17 protein-coding genes are annotated in these 16812 nt (G+C 67.3%); 12 read left to right on the top strand and 5 right to left on the bottom strand.

Annotated features, from left to right (window positions below; all coding sequences use genetic code 11):
* The first annotated feature begins 11 nt into the window (after positions 1 to 11).
* From KL771_RS11410 to KL771_RS11355, 12 genes are all read left to right on the top strand, one after another.
* Positions 12 to 563 (top strand): SLATT domain-containing protein, encoded by a 552-nt coding sequence (locus KL771_RS11410; protein WP_261968683.1) that lies wholly within the window; start codon positions 12 to 14, stop codon positions 561 to 563.
* Between the two features lie 128 nt (positions 564 to 691).
* The gene (gene pyrE / locus KL771_RS11405) at positions 692 to 1273 is read left to right on the top strand and encodes an orotate phosphoribosyltransferase (RefSeq protein ID WP_261968682.1); all 582 of its coding nucleotides are present in this window, start codon (positions 692 to 694) and stop codon (positions 1271 to 1273) included.
* A 141-nt stretch (positions 1274 to 1414) separates the two neighbouring features.
* Positions 1415 to 1966, top strand: coding sequence for a DUF2062 domain-containing protein (locus KL771_RS11400; protein WP_261968681.1), 552 nt, complete (start codon positions 1415 to 1417; stop codon positions 1964 to 1966).
* Positions 1936 to 2709 (top strand): pyridoxine 5'-phosphate synthase, encoded by a 774-nt coding sequence (locus KL771_RS11395; RefSeq protein ID WP_261968680.1) that lies wholly within the window; start codon positions 1936 to 1938, stop codon positions 2707 to 2709. The genes KL771_RS11400 and KL771_RS11395 overlap by 31 nt, the downstream gene beginning before the upstream one ends.
* A 7-nt stretch (positions 2710 to 2716) precedes the next feature.
* A complete protein-coding gene (gene acpS / locus KL771_RS11390; RefSeq protein ID WP_261968679.1) occupies positions 2717 to 3136 on the top strand; it encodes a holo-ACP synthase in 420 nt (139 codons plus the stop codon).
* Between the two features lie 130 nt (positions 3137 to 3266).
* Positions 3267 to 4040 carry a signal peptidase I gene (lepB, locus tag KL771_RS11385; protein WP_054361090.1) on the top strand — a complete coding sequence of 258 codons (774 nt, stop codon included), beginning with the start codon at positions 3267 to 3269 and terminating at the stop codon, positions 4038 to 4040.
* Positions 4040 to 4762, top strand: a complete 723-nt coding sequence (gene rnc, locus KL771_RS11380) for a ribonuclease III (RefSeq protein ID WP_261968678.1) — start codon at positions 4040 to 4042, stop codon at positions 4760 to 4762. The genes lepB and rnc overlap by 1 nt, the downstream gene beginning before the upstream one ends.
* A gap of 92 nt (positions 4763 to 4854) precedes the next feature.
* Entirely contained in the window at positions 4855 to 5853 is a 999-nt protein-coding gene (gene era / locus KL771_RS11375) for a GTPase Era (protein WP_261968677.1), read from the top strand.
* Between the two features lie 35 nt (positions 5854 to 5888).
* The gene (locus KL771_RS11370) at positions 5889 to 7130 is read left to right on the top strand and encodes a glycosyltransferase (protein WP_261968676.1); all 1242 of its coding nucleotides are present in this window, start codon (positions 5889 to 5891) and stop codon (positions 7128 to 7130) included.
* 83 nt (positions 7131 to 7213) lie between these two features.
* Positions 7214 to 7957, top strand: a complete 744-nt coding sequence (recO, locus tag KL771_RS11365; RefSeq protein ID WP_261968675.1) for a DNA repair protein RecO — start codon at positions 7214 to 7216, stop codon at positions 7955 to 7957.
* Between the two features lie 52 nt (positions 7958 to 8009).
* Entirely contained in the window at positions 8010 to 10289 is a 2280-nt protein-coding gene (gene parC / locus KL771_RS11360) for a DNA topoisomerase IV subunit A (RefSeq protein ID WP_261968674.1), read from the top strand.
* 463 nt (positions 10290 to 10752) lie between these two features.
* Positions 10753 to 11187 (top strand): hypothetical protein, encoded by a 435-nt coding sequence (locus KL771_RS11355; RefSeq protein WP_261968673.1) that lies wholly within the window; start codon positions 10753 to 10755, stop codon positions 11185 to 11187.
* A 440-nt stretch (positions 11188 to 11627) separates the two neighbouring features.
* On the opposite strand, the gene KL771_RS11350 is transcribed toward KL771_RS11355, so the two are convergent.
* From KL771_RS11350 to hemB, 5 genes are all read right to left on the bottom strand, one after another.
* Entirely contained in the window at positions 11628 to 12377 is a 750-nt protein-coding gene (locus tag KL771_RS11350; RefSeq protein ID WP_261968672.1) for an arginyltransferase, read from the bottom strand.
* 122 nt (positions 12378 to 12499) lie between these two features.
* Positions 12500 to 13723: a threonine ammonia-lyase gene (locus tag KL771_RS11345; protein WP_261968671.1), complete on the bottom strand. Its 1224-nt coding sequence runs from the start codon at positions 13721 to 13723 to the stop codon at positions 12500 to 12502.
* Between the two features lie 10 nt (positions 13724 to 13733).
* Positions 13734 to 14120, bottom strand: a complete 387-nt coding sequence (locus KL771_RS11340; protein ID WP_261968670.1) for a hypothetical protein — start codon at positions 14118 to 14120, stop codon at positions 13734 to 13736.
* A 179-nt stretch (positions 14121 to 14299) separates the two neighbouring features.
* Positions 14300 to 15697: a branched-chain amino acid ABC transporter permease gene (locus tag KL771_RS11335; protein ID WP_261968669.1), complete on the bottom strand. Its 1398-nt coding sequence runs from the start codon at positions 15695 to 15697 to the stop codon at positions 14300 to 14302.
* Positions 15694 to 16725, bottom strand: coding sequence for a porphobilinogen synthase (gene hemB, locus KL771_RS11330; RefSeq protein WP_261968668.1), 1032 nt, complete (start codon positions 16723 to 16725; stop codon positions 15694 to 15696). Before hemB ends, KL771_RS11335 begins: the two co-directional genes overlap by 4 nt.
* Positions 16726 to 16812: the final 87 nt, after the last annotated feature.

Raw genomic sequence — 16812 nt, 5'->3', positions numbered from 1 at the left:
GGAGATTTTGAATGGCTAATGATAGCAATCACTTTGAATCCGTTTGTCTAGAAGTCATGAGGCATCTAGAGGATACAGAAACATCAAAATTAGGTCATTGGTATGCCGCTGAGGTATATGAAAAATATAATAAGTTCCTTATTGGTATTCCTGCGACGCTGTTTTCAATAATATTAACTTGGCTTGTGTCCAGTCACGCGAAATCGGGCGTTGGCGACGAGTTGATGTTCGGTATCTCATCGTTGCAATTGCAGGTTTTATTGAGTCTAATTGTGTCTATATTGAGTGGGCTGAGCGCCTTTCTGAATTTGAACGAGTTAGCTGCGCGCCACCGTACGGCAGCAGAAAATCTTAATGCGCTTTCGCGTGATTGCCGAAACTGGAACACAGACTTTCCTGACTCCAGTCTTTGTGTAGATGCGGTCAAATGCGTACAGTTGTATCGTCAAAGGCTGAATGAAATAAATCGAGATGCGCCTCAAATACCGAAATGGGCATGGGAGAATACGAAAAAGCAACGATCTGAGGGCTCTGTAAGTTATAACTTTGAAATGAAAGCATAGAAAATTCAATTGAGACTCTGATGCCAGATTTATTGTAGAGTCGAATTACCCGGCCCCGCCGCCCTCGACATCCGCGCCATCGCCCCCTATACCCGGCCCCCGGCCCAAACCTGCCGGAGACCCCGCCCATGACCCGTGACGATGTGCTCGATGTGTTCCGCTCCTGCGGGGCGATCCTGGAGGGGCATTTCATTCTGTCGTCGGGGTTGCGCTCGCCGGTCTTCATCCAGAAGGCGCGGGTGTTCCAGTATCCGGACAAGACCGAGATCGTCTGCAAGGCGCTGGCCGAGAAGATCCGCGCCGCGGTGCCGGACGGGGTCGACTATGTCGTATCGCCGGCGCTCGGTGGCATCGTGCCGGGCTACGAGACGGCGCGCCATCTCGGCGTGCCGGCGGTCTGGGTCGAGCGCGAGGGCGGCGAGATGCGGCTCCGGCGCTTCGAACTGCCGGAGGGCGCGCGCGTGGTGGTGGTCGAGGACATCGTGACGACCGGGCTCTCCTCGCGCGAGACGATCGCGGCCCTGGAGGCGCTCGGCGCCAAGGTGGTCGCCTGCGCCTGCCTGATCGACCGCTCCGACGGCGAGGCGGAGGTCGGCGTGCCGCTGATCGCGCTCGCCGGCTTCAAGGTGCCGGCCTATCCGGCCGACCAGCTGCCGCCCGAACTCGCCGCCCTGCCGCCGGTCAAACCCGGCAGCCGCAACCTGGCCTGAGGCCGTGCGTGCCGGCGCGCGCCGCGCACGAGCGTCCGCCGCATCCGCCCCCGATGCCCCGTTCACCCTGCCGCGCGGATCGTGCCGACGGGGCGTGATCCGGGCTTTCCCTAAGGGTCGGACTTCCGGCAGGATGCGGCCATGAACGTGCGCAGGAAGATCGGCAAGGAATTCAAGCGAAGCTGGCGGATCCTGCGCCGGCCCGGCCGCTGGCTCGGGCTGGCGCGCTGGTATTGGACCCGCCTCCTGCATCTGCCCGGATCGGCGCGTTCGGTGGCGGCCGGCACGGCGATCGGCTGCTTCGTCAGCTTCACGCCGTTCCTCGGCGGCCGCGTGGTGCTGTCGGCCGGCCTCGCCTCGCTGCTGCGCGTCAACCCGATGGCCGCCATCGTCGGCAGCCACGTCGGCAACCCGCTGGTCTATCCGCTAATCTTCGTCGGCGCGGTCCAACTCGGCCTGTGGCTGCTCGGCCGGCCCGGGCTCGGGCCGATCGCGCTCGAACGGCTCGCCGACCTCGCCCTGCCGGCGGCGGTTGGGCTTGCCGTGGCGGGAAGTCTCACCAGCCTTGCCGTCTACGGCGTTGTCCTCTCCGCCGTGCGTGCCTATCAGGAGAAGCACAAGGCGCGCCGGATCGCGACGCGGCGCGGACGGGAGGCATTGGCATGCAGCGCGACGGACGGCCCGGCTCTCTGAGGCTCGGCATCAACATCGACCATGTGGCGACCATCCGCAATGCGCGCGGGGGCCTGCATCCCGATCCGCTGCGCGCGGCACAGCTCGCTGCCGCGGCCGGCGCCGACGGCATCACCGCGCATCTGCGCGAGGACCGCCGCCACATCCGGGATACCGACATCGAGCGGCTGATGGCCGAGATCGACCTGCCGCTCAATCTGGAAATGGCTGCCACCGACGAGATGGCGGCGATCGCGCTGCGCCACCGGCCGCATGCCGCCTGCATCGTGCCGGAGCGGCGCGAGGAGCGGACCACCGAGGGCGGGCTCGATGCCGCCGGCCAGGAAGCCCATCTGAAGCCGATCGTCGCCCGCCTGGCGGCGGCCGGCATCCGCGTCTCGCTGTTCATCGAGGCCGATCCGCGCCAGTTCGAGGCGGCCGTCCGGCTCGGCGCGCCGGTCGTCGAGATCCATACCGGCCGCTACTGCGACCTGCACAATGAAGGCCGCTTCGCCGAGCGCGACCAGGAACTGGCCCGCATCGCCGCCTCCGCCCGGCACGGCGCCGAACTCGGCCTGGAGGTTCATGCCGGCCACGGCCTCGCCTATGACACGGTCGAACTGGTCGCGGCGCTGCCGGAGGTGAAGGAACTGAATATCGGTCACTTCCTCGTGGGCGAGGCGATCTTCATCGGCTTCGAGGCCTCGATCCGGACCATGCGCCACCATATGGATGTCGCTCGCGGGCTCGTCGCCGCATCGTGAGGGCTTCATGATCATCGGTATCGGGTCCGACCTGATCGACATCCGCCGCATCGAGAAGACGCTCGCCCGCTTCGGAGAGCGCTTCACCCATCGCGTCTTCACCGATGTCGAGCGTGCCAAATCCGACCGACGCGACCAGCGTGCCGCCTCCTATGCCAAGCGCTTCGCCGCCAAGGAGGCCTGTTCCAAGGCGCTGGGTACCGGCATCCGCATGGGCGTCAACTGGCGCGAGATGGGCGTCGTCAATCTGCCATCCGGCAAGCCCACCATCCTGCTTGGCGGCAGTGCGGCGGAGCGGCTGGCGGCGCTGACGCCGGAGGGCTTCGAGGCCCGCATCGATCTGACCATCACGGACGACTATCCGCTGGCACAGGCCTTCGTGGTCATCTCGGCGGTGCCGTTGGGCTGGCCCAAGGCGGCCGGATGAGCGCGCGGGACCACAGGAATGTGACCGTCCGGCCGATCCGCCCGAAAGACGAGGCATCCGGGGGCGGTTGCGGGGGCTGGCATGACCGGCTATCACGTGGCCGGTACGGGCGAGGTTGGAAAAAAGGCGCATGAGCGTGACCACAACAGGAAAAGACCAGCAGGCTGGCGGCGTCGGCGAGACCATCAAGGTCGTCATCCACGCACTCATCCTCGCGCTGCTCGTGCGCACCTTCCTCTACCAGCCGTTCAGCATCCCGTCGGGCTCGATGAAATCGACGCTCCTGGTCGGCGACTATCTGTTCGTTTCGAAATTTTCCTACGGCTACGGGAAATTCTCCTTTGGCGGCAATCCGCTGAACGGGTTCCAGACGCCGATCGCGAACTTCTCCGGCCGCATCTGGGCGAGCGAGCCGAAGCGCGGCGACGTGATCGTGTTCCGCAATCCGAAGGAGGAGGGGACCGACTTCATCAAGCGGCTGATCGGCCTGCCCGGCGACCGCATCCAGGTGAAGCACTCGATCCTTTACATCAACGGCGAGGCCGTGCCGCGCACGCCGGTCGCGGATTTCGTCGAGACCGATGCGTTCGGCACCTCGTTCCATATCCGACGCTACCGCGAGACCTTGCCGAACGGCGTCAGCTACACCGTTCTCGATATGTATCAGGACGGAAGTGCCGACAATACCGAAGAATATGTCGTTCCGGCCGGCCACTATTTCATGATGGGCGACAACCGCGACAACTCCACCGATAGCCGCTTTACGCGCGATGTCGGTCCGGTTCCGTTTGAAAATCTGATCGGCCGTGCCGAGATCATCTTCTTCTCGATCGACGGCGTTGCCTGGCAGTTCTGGAACTGGCCCTGGTCGATCCGCTGGAACCGCCTGCTCGGCACGCTCTGATGGCGCAGGGTATGGAACCGCTGGCGGCGCTGGAAGCGCGCATCGGCTACGGCTTTGCCGATCGGAAGCTGCTGACGCGCGCCCTGACCCACACCAGCGCAACCTCCAACCCGGCCGACAGCTACCAGCGGCTCGAATTTCTCGGCGATCGGGTGCTGGCCCTGTCCGTCGCCGCCATGGCCTACGAGACCTATCCGCGCGCGGAGGAGGGCGAGCTCGCCCGCCGGCTGAATGCGCTGGTCAAGCGGGAGACTTGCGCGGAGGTCGGCCGCCGGCTCGAACTCGGCGCCGTGATGCGGCTGGGCGCCGGCGAGGCCCAGACCGGCGGCCGCAACCGCACCGCCATCCTCGGCGACGTGACCGAGGCGCTGATCGCCGCGATCTATCTTGACGGCGGCTTCGAGCCGGCCTGCGCCTTCGTCGAGCGGCACTGGCGCGATATGATGATGTCCGCGCGCGGTCCGCTGCGCGATGCCAAGACGACGCTGCAGGAGTGGGTCCAGGGCCGCGGACTTCCGGCACCGGTCTATCGCGAGGTCGGCCGCTGCGGACCCGATCACGATCCGGAATTCACCATCGCGGTCGATCTCTCCGGTCTCGAAGGCGCCGAAGGCCGCGGGCGCTCCAAACGCGAGGCGGAGCAGAACGCCGCCACCGCCATTCTGGTGCGTGAGGGTCTGTGGTCGGAAGACGGCCCGATCGTCGCGGCGTCCGAGCGCTGAGACCTCCGCCCATTCATCCCACGACTGCGCCGTCCGATCGCGATATGATCCGCCGGACCGGCGCCTCATCAGATCCGGAACGGACACGACCCATGGCCGAAGAGCCCGAAGACATCTCCGCCGACGACGATTTCGAGCCGGTACCGCTCAACAAGAAGGCCAAGGCGGCGCTGCGTCGGGCCGAGGCGGCGGCGTCTTCGACGCGGGCCGGTTTCGTCGCCCTGATCGGTGCGCCCAATGCCGGCAAGTCGACCCTGCTCAACCAGCTCGTCGGCGCCAAGGTCTCGATCGTCACCCACAAGGTGCAGACGACCCGCAACCTGATCCGCGGCATCGCCATGCAGGACGGCGCGCAGGTCATCTTCGTCGACACGCCCGGCATCTTCCGGCCGCGCCGCCGGCTCGACCGCGCCATGGTCACCTCCGCCTGGGGCGGGGCGGCCGATGCCGATCTGGTCGCGCTGCTGATCGACGCCAAGAAGGGTCTCGACGACGGCGCGCTGGCCGTACTCGAGCGCCTCGCCGAAGTGCGCCAGCCGAAGGTGCTGATCCTCAACAAGATCGACCTGCTCCGCCGCGACGCGCTCCTGGCGCTCGCCGCGCAGGCCAGCGCCAAGGCCGCCTTCGAGGCGGTGTTCATGGTCTCGGCGATGAACGGCGACGGCGTCCAGGACGTGCTGGCCTGGTTCGGCCGGCATGTGCCGACCGGACCCTGGCTCTATCCGGAGGACCAGATCTCCGACCTGCCGCTGCGCCAGCTCGCCGCCGAGGTCACCCGCGAGAAGGTCTTCCTGCGTCTCCACGACGAACTGCCCTACGAATCGACCGTGGAGACCGAGCAGTGGAAGCAGATGCGCAACGGCTCGATCCGCATCGAGCAGGTCATCTACGTCGCGCGCGAAAGCCAGAAGCGTATCGTACTCGGCGAGAAGGGCCAGACCATCAAGGCCATCTCGATGGCCGCGCGCGAGGAGATCGCCGAGATCGCCGAGAAGCCGGTGCACCTGTTCCTGTTCGTGAAGGTGCGCGAGAACTGGTCCGACGACCCGGAACGCTACCGCGAGATGGGGTTGGAGTTCCCGACCGAGTGACGGCGGTCGTCCGGATCGGTTAGGCTCGACCCGCCATGCCGCTCTCCGTCCTCCTGGTGCACAACAACTTCCCCGGCCAGTTCGGTTTTCTGGCCGAAGCCCTGCGCGCGCGCGGGGACCGGGTGGCGGCGATCGCGCAGGACGGGGCGCCGGGGGTGCCGGGCGTGCCGATCATGCGCTGGGGGCTGAAGCGCGGCACGACCAAGGGCATCTTCGAGCCGGCGGTCCGGGCCGAGGCCGATTTCCTGCGCGGGCGGGCGGCGGCGCGGGCCGCGGAGGCGCTGAAGGCCAAGGGTTTCGCGCCGGATGTCATCGTCGGCCATCCGGGCTGGGGCGAGACGCTGTTCCTCGGCGAGATTTTCCCGGCGGCGCGGCGCATCGAATATGCCGAGTTCTACTACCGCAGCCGCGGCGGCGATGTCGGTTTCGATCGGGAATTCGCCAAGGAGACCTTGGACGAGCTCTGCCGCGTCCACGCCAAGAACGCCTCGATGCTGCTGGCGCTGGCCGAGGCCGACGCGGTCGTTGCCCCGAGCCGGTTCCAGGTGTCGATGCTGCCGCCGCGGCTCGCGCGCGATGCCCATGTCATCCACGAGGGCGTCGACCTCGCCGCGATCCGGCCCGATCCCGCCGCCCGCTTCGCGCTGCCGGACGGCCGCATCCTCGATCGAACGACGCCCTTCGTCACCTTCGTCAACCGCCGCTTCGAGCCGCTGCGCGGCGCGCATGTCTTCGTCCGCGCGCTGCCGGCTTTCCTGGCCGCGGTGCCGGAGGCCGAGGTGGTGCTGATCGGTGCCGCCGACGGCAAGGGCTACGGCACGCCGCCGCCCGAGGGCCGGACCTGGCGCGACATCTTCTGGGCCGAGATCGCGGATGCGGTCGATCCGCGCCGCGTGCATTTCGTCGGTACCCTGCCGCATGGCCGCATGCTCGATGCGATCCGGGCCGGTGCGGCGCATGTCTATCTGACCTATCCGTTCGTCGCCTCCTGGTCGCTGTTCGAGGCTATGGCGGTGGAAGCTCTGGTGATCGGCTCGGCGACCGCCCCGGTCCAAGAGGTGGTCGAGCACGGCCGCAACGGCCTGCTGGTCGACTTCTTCGATCGCGCGGCACTGGCCGACACCATGGCGGCGGCCTGCCGGCGGCCGGCGGATTTCACGGCCCTGCGCGGGGCGGCGCGCGAGACCATCGCGGCGCGCTACGACCGTGCCCGGATCGGGGTCAGGCCCTGGCTTGACCTGATCGACGCGGTCGCCGGGGAGGGGCCGCGTCCGTGACCGATCCGGCAACGGCAACCGATGCCCGTATCGTGTCCGCCGCCCGCCTTCTGCCGGACGGGCCGGCCGGATAGACTGGCGCCATGGAGTGGACCGACGAGGCGATCGTGCTCGGCCTGCGCCGGCAGGGCGAATCCCACGCCGTGCTGGAGGCGATGACGCGCGAACGGGGGCGGCATCTGGGTCTCGTGCGCGGCGCGCGCTCGCAGAAGCTCGCCGCCGCGCTGCAGACCGGCAACCGCCTGCGCCTCGTCTGGCGCGCGCGGCTCGACGAGCATCTCGGCAGCTACGCGGTCGAGCCGATCGGCTTCCGCGCCGCCGGCTTCATGGAGAGCCCGATCGCGCTCTTGGCGGCGCAGACCCTCGCGGCGCTGCTCCGGCTCGTCTCGGAACGCGACCCGCATCCCGAGCTCTATGCCGCCCTCGACGAGGTGCTCGACCGCATCGGCGACCCGGTCGAGACCGGCGAACTCGTCGTGCGCTTCGAACTGATGCTGCTCGAAGGGCTCGGCATCGGGCTGGATCTGTCCGCCTGCGCCCTGACCGGGGCGACGCGCGATCTGGCCTGGGTCAGCCCGAAGACCGGCCGGGCCGCCAGCCGGGAGGCCGGCGCGCCCTTCGCCGACCGGCTGTTGCCGCTGCCCGCTTTCCTGGCGCCGGCGGACGGGTCGAACCATCCGCCGCCGGACGGGGCCGATCTTGCGGCCGGATTCCGGCTGACCGGCCATTTTCTCGCCCGCCATGCCGCGCAGGAGCGCGGGCGCGACCTGCCCGAGACGCGCGACCGGCTGCTGGCGCTGATCCAGCGGGGCGCCGGCGGTGCGTGACGGCGGGGCGTCCAGGCTTGCCCTTCGGGGGGAGATGGCGTAACGGGAACATATGGGAAACAGGGTGATTCCGCCGTCCGATGGCGGCGACGAGAGCGGGCCGGGCGGCGAGGTGCTGCCGGTCAATCTGCGCGACGCGCTGGAAGAGCGCTACCTCGCCTATGCCCTGTCGACCATCATGCATCGCGCGCTACCGGACGTGCGCGACGGGCTGAAGCCGGTGCACCGGCGCCTGCTCTACGCCATGCGGGCGTTGCGGCTCGATCCCGGCTCGGCCTTCAAGAAATGCGCCCGCGTCGTCGGCGACGTGATCGGCAAGTTCCATCCGCACGGCGACCAGTCGGTCTACGACGCCATGGTGCGGCTCGCGCAGGATTTCGCGCAGCGCTATCCGCTGGTCGACGGGCAGGGCAATTTCGGCAATATCGACGGCGATAACCCGGCCGCCATGCGCTACACCGAGGCGCGGCTGACCGAGGTGGCGGCGCTCCTCCTCGAAGGCATCGACGAGGACGCGGTCGATTTCCGCCCGACCTATGACGGCTCCGAGGAGGAGCCGGTCGTGCTGCCCGGCGCCTTCCCGAACCTGCTCGCCAACGGCTCGTCCGGCATCGCCGTCGGCATGGCGACCTCGATCCCGCCGCACAATGCGCATGAGCTGTGTCGCGCCGCCCTGAAGCTGATCGAGGCACCGGAGACCGGTATCGAGGACCTGGTCGAGATCGTGCCCGGGCCGGACTTCCCGACCGGCGGCATCATCGTCGAAAGCCGCGCCTCGATCCTGGAGAGCTACCGGACGGGACGCGGCGCCTTCCGGGTCCGGGCGCGCTGGCACACCGAGGATCAGGGCCGCGGCACCTGGGTGGTGGTGGTCACCGAAATCCCCTACCAGGTCGCCAAGAGCCGCCTGATCGAGAAACTGGCCGACCTGATCAACGAGCGCAAATTGCCGCTGGTCGACGACGTGCGCGACGAATCCGCCGAGGATGTGCGCGTCGTCTTCGTGCCCAAGAGCCGCAATGTCGAGCCCGGCCTGATGATGGAATCGGTCTTCAAGCTGTCCGAGCTCGAAAGCCGCATTTCCCTCAACATGAACGTCCTGTCGGGCGGCATCGTCCCAAAGGTGATGGGCCTCAAGGACGTGCTGGTCGAATGGCTCGACCACCGCCGCGAGGTGCTGCTGCGCCGCTCGCGCCACCGGCTCGGCGTGATCGAGAAGCGGCTCGAAATCCTCGGCGGCCTGCTGATCGCCTATCTGAACATCGACGAGGTGATCCGCATCATCCGCGAGGAAGACGAGCCGAAGCAGGTGCTGATGGCCCGCTTCGACCTGACCGACGTCCAGGCCAATGCGATCCTCGACATGCGGCTGCGCAACCTGCGCAAGCTCGAGGAATTCGAGATCCGCAAGGAGCACGAGGCGCTGACCATCGAGGCCGGGCAGATCCGCGACCTGCTGGCCTCGGTCGACAAGCAGTGGAAGGTGGTCGCGCTGCAGATCCGCGAGGTCGCCGCCACCTTCGGACCGGAGACCAAGCTCGGCAAGCGCCGCACGACCTTCGCGGATGCGCCCGGCCACGCCCAGGAGGACATCAAGGAAGCGATGATCGAGCGCGAGGCGATCACCGTTGTGGTCTCCGAGAAGGGCTGGATCCGCGCCCTGAAGGGCCATCTCGACGATTTCGCGCGGCTCGACTTCAAGCAGGGCGACAAGCTCCGGGTCGCCTTCAAGGCGGAGACCACCGACAAGATTGTCGTCTTCTCAACCGCCGGCCGCGTCTTCACGCTCGATGCCTCCAAGCTGCCGGGCGGGCGCGGCCATGGCGAGCCGATCCGCATCCAGGTCGATCTCGACGAGGACCAGGACGTGCTGGATGTCTTCGTCCATCGCCCGGACCGCCGCCTGCTGGTCGCCACGCGCGAGGGCAAGGGCTTCATCGTGCCCGAGGCCGAGGTGGTGGCGCAGACCCGCAAGGGGCGCCAGGTGGTCAATGTCGCGGCCAAGGACGAGGTCCGCCTGGTGCGCACCGTGCCGCCGGGCGCGACCCATGTCGCGACGATCGGCGACAATCGCAAGTTCCTGGTCTTCCCCATCGAGCAGGTCGCCGAGATGGCGCGCGGTTCCGGCGTGCGCCTGCAGCGCTTCAAGGATGGCGGTCTGGCCGATCTCAAATGCTTCAACGGCGCCGAGGGGCTGGTCTGGACCAGTTCCGGCGGATCGAGCTTCACGCGCTCGCTCGACGACCTGAAGGATTGGCTCGGCAACCGCGCCGATGCCGGCCGCCTGCCGCCGCGCGGCTTTCCGGCCACCAACCGGTTCGACAACGCCTGAGGCGTCTGAGTATCGAACCGGTTCGATGACGCCTGAGGCGTCGGAGTATCGAACCGGTTCGACAACGCCCGAACGGCCGGTCCGAATTCGGCTGCCCGCCAGATCGCGAATCAATCGATGCCCGTTGCGTCAAGTGCTTGCCGAACAGGGCAGGGATTCCGACGCATGGCTATTCATGCTCGATTGAGAATGTCACCGTCTCGCGAGCGGAACGACGCACGGAACCTCGAGTCGCCAGCCGCTATCCTTGGAATTCTGGTTGTTGTCCCGAACAGAACACTCAGTGAACGGAAGAACGTCTGTGGAGTTCAGAAAAAACCTTTACCACATCGGCACTTGCCGCATTGTAAAGTAAATATCCTTGTGGATATCCTCATTCAACGAATCGCGAATCCGAAACTCGTCGTACCTTTGTAAGATCGGAGCCGCGCAGCGTATTCAGCGCGACGTTGAGGGCATTCCGATGTCTGCCATCGAAATCGTATTGGGCGATTTTGCACCGGGGGTGGTACGTATTCGTCGGAGCGCGACGGGTCGCCCCGTCTTGCGTTTGACCTGCGCCAATGGTGACGTTGAAGATATTGCACTGCAGAATGCGGTAGCGGGATGTGCCGAGCACAGCGAAGGCAACGTGTCGGCCTATCTCGATCGCTGGCTGCGCCGCGTCGGCCAGAGCCTGGACAAACTGCTCGACCAGAGCTTCCGCCATGAACGCGTCTTCGTGGTCGTGCTGCATGACGGCCGCAAGTTCGTCGCCCGTTCGTCGCCCGACGTGGTCGCCGACCTGAAGGCTATGGCTACGGTCAGCGATCGCCCGCCACGCCGCCATGGCGACGCGGGTCGGACCGGTTCCCCCTCGGGCTTCTTCTCCCGCTTCCTGCCGTCCAAGGCGTCCTGAAGCGGGCCTTTCGCAAAGGGCGGGTCAGCCCTCGGCCTGATCGTCGGGGCAGGGTATCGCCGATGTGGTGACCGGACCGCGCTGGGGCCTCCTCGCCGCGGTCGACGCGGTGGGACAGCCGCAAGGCGGCATCCCGCGCGGCATCCAAGGGCCGGACTGCCGCGGAAACGGCGGCCACTGCGCCGTGAGGTGACGTCGCCGCTCGTGGGTCCGGTTGGCGAGCATGACGCCACGCGGCACGGCGCCGGCCCGGTCCACCTGCCAATCCGATGTTCCTGCTGTCCCGGCATACCTAAGGAGACTGAGGCGGTCCGCATTGGTTCCCGCCCGTCCGGCCGGGGAAGATGCAGGAACGGTCGCGACTTCCGCTGTGCCGGGTCCCGAGACAGTGCGGGCCTTTCCGACGCGCGATGCCGGTCTTCCCGGAACCGATGGGCGGCCTATTCGGGCTTCCGATTCCAGCCCTGCGGGCTCAGATATTCAAGCGGTTGGAAGCGGCGCTTGTAGTCCATCTTGCGCGAGCCGGCGACCCAATAGCCGAGATAGACATATTGCAGGCCGTGGGCGATGGCACGGCGGACATGGTCGAGGATCATGTAGGTACCGAGGCCGCGCCAGCCGGGTTCGGGATCGTAGAACGAATAGACCATCGACAGGCCGTCGGAGAGGATGTCGGTCAGGGCCGTGCCAAGCAGCGGTCCCGTGCCACGTCCCGTGACGGCGGTGTCGATGCCGCGCCGGCGATACTCGACCACCATGGTATCGACATGGGTGTCCTCGATCATCATCGCATAGTCGAGCACGGTCATGTCGGCCATGCCGCCGTCGCCGTGGCGCGCGTCGAGATAGCGGCGGAACAGGGAATACTGCTCAGATGTCGGCGCGGCGGGCTGCTCGGCGCCGAACAGGTCCTCGTTGGTGCGCATGGTGCGCTTGAAGCTCTTCAGCCAATCGAATTCTTCGACCGCGATGCGTACGGAGACGCAGGCGCGGCAGGCCTCGCAGGCCGGCCGATAGGCGATGTTCTGGCTGCGCCGGAACCCGCCCTGAGTCAGCACATCGTTGAGCTGCGCGGCCCGCTCGCCCACCAGATGGGTGAACACCTTGCGCTCCTGGCGGCCGGCCAGATAGGGGCAGCTCGCGGGCGCGGTCAGGTAGAATTGCGGGGCGTCGACGGGATGCTGCGTCATAGGACGGACGGCGGACCTTCCGATGGCCGCCTGGGACGATCCGAAGCGGCTCCATTCGAGACAATCATACAGATCCGCGGCCGGCGAGAAAGTGGCCGCGGCGGCGCCATTTCCCGCAGATCTCAGAATTCGTCGGGGGCCTCGCGCCGCTCGACCACGAAGGCGCGCGATTCGAGCGCCGCGATGATCTCGTTGGCGTGGCCGCCGTCGCGGGTTTCGAAGGCGACATCGAGCGTCGCGCCCTTGGCCGGCACCTTCAGGATGGTGCGGTGGTGCTCCACCGCCAGGATGTTGCCGCCCATGTCGCCGATGATCGTGGCGATCTCGCCGAGCACGCCCGGCCGGTCCGGGATGATCAGCCGGATGCCGACGATCCGCTCCTCGCGGGCGAGTTCGCGGACCATGATCGAGGCCAGGATGCGCGGGTCGATGTTGCCGCCGCACAGGACAAGCCCGACATTGCGGCCCTGGAACCGCTCCGGCGTCGTCATCAGCGCGGCGAGGCCGGCGCCCGCCGCCCCCTCCGCCATGGTCTTCTGCAGCGTCAGATAGGCGTTCACGGCCCGCTCGATATGGACCTCGTCGACCAGCACGACTTCGTCGAGCAGGTCGCGGCAGATGTCGAGCGTCAGCGCGCCGACATTGCGCACCGCGATGCCCTCGGCGAGCGTCGTGCCGCCGACCTTGATCGGCAGTCCCTTCAAGGCGCACCACATGGCCGGATAGAGCTGGGTTTCGACGCCGACGATCTCGATCGACGGCTTCAGCGCCTTGGCGGCGATCGCCATGCCGGAGACCAGTCCGCCGCCGCCGACCGGCACCACCAGGATGTCGATATCCGGATCGTCGGCCAGTATTTCGAGCGCGATCGTGCCTTGTCCGCGCACGACATCGAAATCGTCATAGGGGTGAACCCAGACGACCCCGGTCTCGGCCGCGATCCTCTCGGCCTCGACCTGCGCGTCGGCGACCGTCTCGCCCTTCAGCACCACCCGGGCGCCGAAGCCGCGCGTCGCCGTCACCTTCACATGCGGGGTGGTCTTCGGCATCACGATGGTCGACGGGATGCCGAGCCGGGTCGCGTGATAGGCGACCGCCTGGGCATGGTTGCCGGCCGACATGGCGATGACCCCGCGCCGGCGCTCATCCGCGGTCAGCGACAGGAGCTTGACCAGCGCGCCGCGCTCCTTGAAGGCATTGGTGACCTGCAGGTTCTCGTATTTGACCGAGACCCGGGCGCCGGTCAGGTCGGAGAGCCGCGGTGCCGGTAGATAGGGGGTGCGCATCACCGCCCCCTCGATCAGCCGCTGGGCATCCTGGATGTCTTCGAGTGTGGGGCGATGCATGGGGGCTCCGCTATCCCTGACGCCGGCCTTCGCCGCCGCGCCACCGGGAGGGACGAATCGATCTGGCAATCTTGCCAGAGATGTAGGCACCGGTTTTCGGATGCCGGATCAGCTTGCCGATGTGGTTCGGGCGTCCCCTTACCGTGATACCTAGCGCGAAACCGGCCAGACGCGGGGCATGCCGGATCGTCCGTTCCAGGTCCGGCAGGTCGGAAGATCGCCGGCGGAGCGCCCAGAGGGCGGCTTCGACGACGTCGAAATCGGTGTCTTCGTGGATGCTTTCGCCGTCACCTTCCGGATAGAAGCCCGGAAGCATGACTTCCTCGGTGAGATGGAAATGCGTGACAAGAAACGGCCGACTGCCGCGCGTCAGCACGGTGTCATCAGCTGCCACCATCGTGTCGGTCCGCTCGGGTTCGGAACCTTGCCTGCTTCTCATCGCTTGCCTACGCCTTATGGAAGGACACTAGCATGAGTCCGCCGTTCGGCTTCCGTTGGAACCAAGTGAAGGGCGCCAAATCACGGTCTTAATAGACAGGGTCTTCCTACCGGTCGAGACAATCGTCCGGATATCGATCACGGCCGCGCGCTCTTCTCCTCGAGCGCCGAGCGGGTGCCGAACAGGCCCTCCGGGCGGAGGATCAGGAACACGACCAGCAGGATCATGATCACCGCGTCGCGCCAGACGATCGGATGGTAGGCCGACCAGAGCGTCTCGGCGAGGCCGATCAGCAGGCCGCCGAGGGCGGCGCCGGGCAGCGAGCCGATGCCGCCGACGATCGCGGCGACCAGGGCCTTGAGGCCGATGATCGTGCCCATGTGAAAGCTGGTTCCGCCGTAGAGCGTGGTGATGACCAGGCCGGCGACGGCCGCAAGCGCGCCGGCAAGCTGGAAGGTGGCGGTCAGCGTCCGGTCCCGATCGACGCCGAGCAGGGCCGCCATGGCCGCATCGTCGGCCATGGCCCGCCAGTCGCGTCCGAATCGCGACCGGCGCATGCCGGCCAGCACCAGCAGGATTGCGGCCGAAACGCCGACGACGACCAGCATCTGCATGGTGGTGACCACCACCTCATAGGCGCCGCCGAACAGGAGATGCGGTTCGTTGAGGATCGGCGGCAGCCAGCGTTCCTTGACGCCCTGGACGCGGCCGACGAATTCCTGCAGCGCCAGCGACACGCCGATCGTCGCCACCAGCAGCGGCTGTGCGCCGCGCGCGGCCAGCGGGCGGAAGATGCCGAGCCCGATCGCGCCGCTCCAGGCCGCTGTGACGGATATCGCGAACAGGAGCGCGAGCGGCAGGAGCAGGCCCGGGGCGCCGGCGCCGAGCGTCAGCCCGCCGGCGATGCCGAGCACGGTCGCGTAGGCACCCAGCATGGCGAGGTCGCCGAAGGCGAGATTGATCCGGCCGAGGAGGCCGTAGACCAGGGAATAGGCCAGCGCCAGCAGCGCATAGAGCGCCGCGGGTGCGCCGGCATTGACCAGTTGCTGCAGGAGGAAGCCGTGCTCGCCCGAGACCGCCAGCAGACCGGCCGGCCGCGCCTCGGGTGCCCATTCGACCTGGCGCATGGCCTCGGAGACGGAGCCAAGGTCGGACAGCCAGAAACGTTTCAACATCTGCAGGCGAATGTCGGAGAAGACGCCGTCCGGCGTCTCCAGGCCGATCAGTTCAGCCTTGCCCGCCTCGAAGCCGGTGCCGCCGAAGGCGCAGGTGATGGCGGCGTCGGCCGGATCGGGCGAGGTCGCGTCCGGGTCGGGGCGCTCGGCATGATAGCGAACCCGTACGTTGCCGGCGCGGCGCGGATCGGGTTCAGTCTTCTGGATGGTGATGCGGGTGCCGGCCGGTTCGATCACCGGCAGCAAGCTTTCGCAGGTCCGCCGCTGCACCGCTTCGAGATCGGCGCAGGCCGCCACTCCAATCCATACCGGCAGGACCAGGACGAAGGCGGCCCGGACCGCGAAACCGCCGATAGTCACGCCCCGGCCTTCAGCCTTTCGGCGACCACCGGCGCGAAGTAGGTCAGGATGCCGTCGGCCCCGGCGCGCTTGAAGGCGGCCAGGCTCTCCATCATGGCCCGGTCGAAATCGAGCCAGCCGTTCATCGCGGCGGCATGGATCATCGCGTATTCGCCGGAGACCTGGTAGGCGAAGGTCGGCACCGCGAAGGTCTCCGACAGGCGCCGCACGATGTCGAGATAGGGCATGCCCGGCTTGACCATGATCATGTCGGCGCCCTCGGCGAGGTCGAGTTCGGCCTCGCGGATCGCCTCGTCGGAATTGCCGGGATCCATCTGGTAGGTGCGCTTGTCGCCGCGCAGCGTCTTGTTGGTGCCGACCGCATCGCGGAACGGCCCGTAGAAGGCCGAGGCATACTTGGCCGTATAGGCCATGATCTGAACGTCCATGTGCCCGGCGCGGTCGAGCCCGGCGCGGATGGCACCGATGCGGCCGTCCATCATGTCGGACGGGCCGATGATGTCGGCGCCGGCCTCGGCCTGGACGATCGACTGGTGCACCAACTGGGCGACGGTCTCGTCGTTGAGAATGGTGTCGCCGGCGAGCAGGCCGTCATGGCCGTGGCTGGTATAGGGATCGAGCGCCACGTCGGTCATCAGGCCGATCGACGGGACCGCCGCCTTGATGGCGCGCAGCGCCCGGCAGACAAGGTTTTCCGGGTTGAGGGCCTCGGACCCGTTCTCGTCGCGCAGGTCGGGATCCGTGTACGGGAACAGCGCCAGGACCGGGATGCCGAGCCGGGCGGCCTTCTCGGCCTCGGCGACGGCCAGATCGACGGAATGGCGGAACACGCCCGGCATGGAGGCGACCGCATCGCGCCGGCCTTCGCCGTCGACCACGAAGATCGGCCAGATCAGGTCGTCGACGGTGAGGTGGGTTTCGCGCACGAGCCGGCGCGACCAGTCGGTCCGGCGGTTGCGCCGCATGCGGCGGCCGGCCAGGATCGGTTCCATGTCGACGGCGGTGCGGCGGGGCTGTTCGTAGTTCATGGCGGCGCTTCGGCTCGGGCTGGGCGACCGTGTGGCACGAGCCGAACGTCAATGGCGATCGCCCGCCGACTCTCGTCCGATCCGCGT

It is taken from the genome of Prosthecodimorpha staleyi (assembly GCF_018729455.1).
GTDB classification, from domain to species: domain Bacteria; phylum Pseudomonadota; class Alphaproteobacteria; order Rhizobiales; family Ancalomicrobiaceae; genus Prosthecodimorpha; species Prosthecodimorpha staleyi.
This window is presented reverse-complemented; position numbering and strand designations above follow the sequence as displayed.

Bases quoted from the DNA above. Each gene is read 5' to 3' on its own strand.
- KL771_RS11410 (WP_261968683.1), top strand. From the start codon at position 12: ATGGCTAATGATAGCAATCACTTTGAATCCGTTTGTCTAGAAGTCATG.
- rnc (WP_261968678.1), top strand. From the start codon at position 4,040: ATGGCGCAGGGTATGGAACCGCTGGCGGCGCTGGAAGCGCGCATCGGC.
- KL771_RS11355 (WP_261968673.1), top strand. From the start codon at position 10,753: ATGTCTGCCATCGAAATCGTATTGGGCGATTTTGCACCGGGGGTGGTA.
- KL771_RS11395 (WP_261968680.1), top strand. From the start codon at position 1,936: ATGCAGCGCGACGGACGGCCCGGCTCTCTGAGGCTCGGCATCAACATC.
- lepB (WP_054361090.1), top strand. From the start codon at position 3,267: ATGAGCGTGACCACAACAGGAAAAGACCAGCAGGCTGGCGGCGTCGGC.
- KL771_RS11340 (WP_261968670.1), bottom strand. From the start codon at position 14,120: ATGGTGGCAGCTGATGACACCGTGCTGACGCGCGGCAGTCGGCCGTTT.
- acpS (WP_261968679.1), top strand. From the start codon at position 2,717: ATGATCATCGGTATCGGGTCCGACCTGATCGACATCCGCCGCATCGAG.
- KL771_RS11345 (WP_261968671.1), bottom strand. From the start codon at position 13,723: ATGCATCGCCCCACACTCGAAGACATCCAGGATGCCCAGCGGCTGATC.
- hemB (WP_261968668.1), bottom strand. From the start codon at position 16,725: ATGAACTACGAACAGCCCCGCCGCACCGCCGTCGACATGGAACCGATC.
- KL771_RS11350 (WP_261968672.1), bottom strand. From the start codon at position 12,377: ATGACGCAGCATCCCGTCGACGCCCCGCAATTCTACCTGACCGCGCCC.
- recO (WP_261968675.1), top strand. From the start codon at position 7,214: ATGGAGTGGACCGACGAGGCGATCGTGCTCGGCCTGCGCCGGCAGGGC.
- KL771_RS11370 (WP_261968676.1), top strand. From the start codon at position 5,889: ATGCCGCTCTCCGTCCTCCTGGTGCACAACAACTTCCCCGGCCAGTTC.
- pyrE (WP_261968682.1), top strand. From the start codon at position 692: ATGACCCGTGACGATGTGCTCGATGTGTTCCGCTCCTGCGGGGCGATC.
- KL771_RS11400 (WP_261968681.1), top strand. From the start codon at position 1,415: ATGAACGTGCGCAGGAAGATCGGCAAGGAATTCAAGCGAAGCTGGCGG.
- era (WP_261968677.1), top strand. From the start codon at position 4,855: ATGGCCGAAGAGCCCGAAGACATCTCCGCCGACGACGATTTCGAGCCG.
- parC (WP_261968674.1), top strand. From the start codon at position 8,010: ATGGGAAACAGGGTGATTCCGCCGTCCGATGGCGGCGACGAGAGCGGG.